This is a genomic window from Duganella vulcania, from assembly GCF_009857655.1.
Classification (GTDB): Bacteria; Pseudomonadota; Gammaproteobacteria; order Burkholderiales; family Burkholderiaceae_D; genus Rugamonas; species Rugamonas vulcania.
The window spans coordinates 1-426 of record NZ_WWCX01000301.1; the positions used below are offsets into that span (position 1 = coordinate 1).

1 pseudogene is annotated in these 426 nt (G+C 72.1%); it reads right to left on the reverse strand.

The window, feature by feature from the left end:
* Positions 1-90 precede the first annotated feature (90 nt).
* A pseudogene (locus GTP90_RS36100) lies at positions 91-426 on the reverse strand (hypothetical protein); the annotation flags it as partial.

The window sequence follows — 426 nt, forward strand, 5'->3', positions numbered from 1 at the left end:
GCCAGCCTGGGCGTGTAGCGGGCCGGCGCCGGGCGCGCCGGTCTCGGCGCGTCGTCCTCATGCGGCGCAACGGGAGGGTGTGGGCGCAGCTCAATCGTCATGGTGGCGGGTTCCTGTGCGGATGTGTTCGCGCAGCAGGTCGAGTTTTTCCTGCTGCTTCCTGGCGTTCTGCAAGCGGCGATGGGCGGCGAAAAATTCGGCGCCGGCGGCGCGGCTGGCCGTGGCGTTGTCGCGCCAGGCCAGCAGCCGCTGGCCGGTGTCGCGCTTCATGCGTTCGTAGCCGCCCTGGGCGGCGCGGAACTGCCGGCTGTCCGTTTCCATTGCGAAGAACTGCTGGCGCGCCTGCTGCCAGTGTGCGGTCGCGGCCTGGCGCGCGCTGCGCCACAGCAGTTTGGCCAGCCGCAGCGCGGCGCGCTGCTGGCGCCA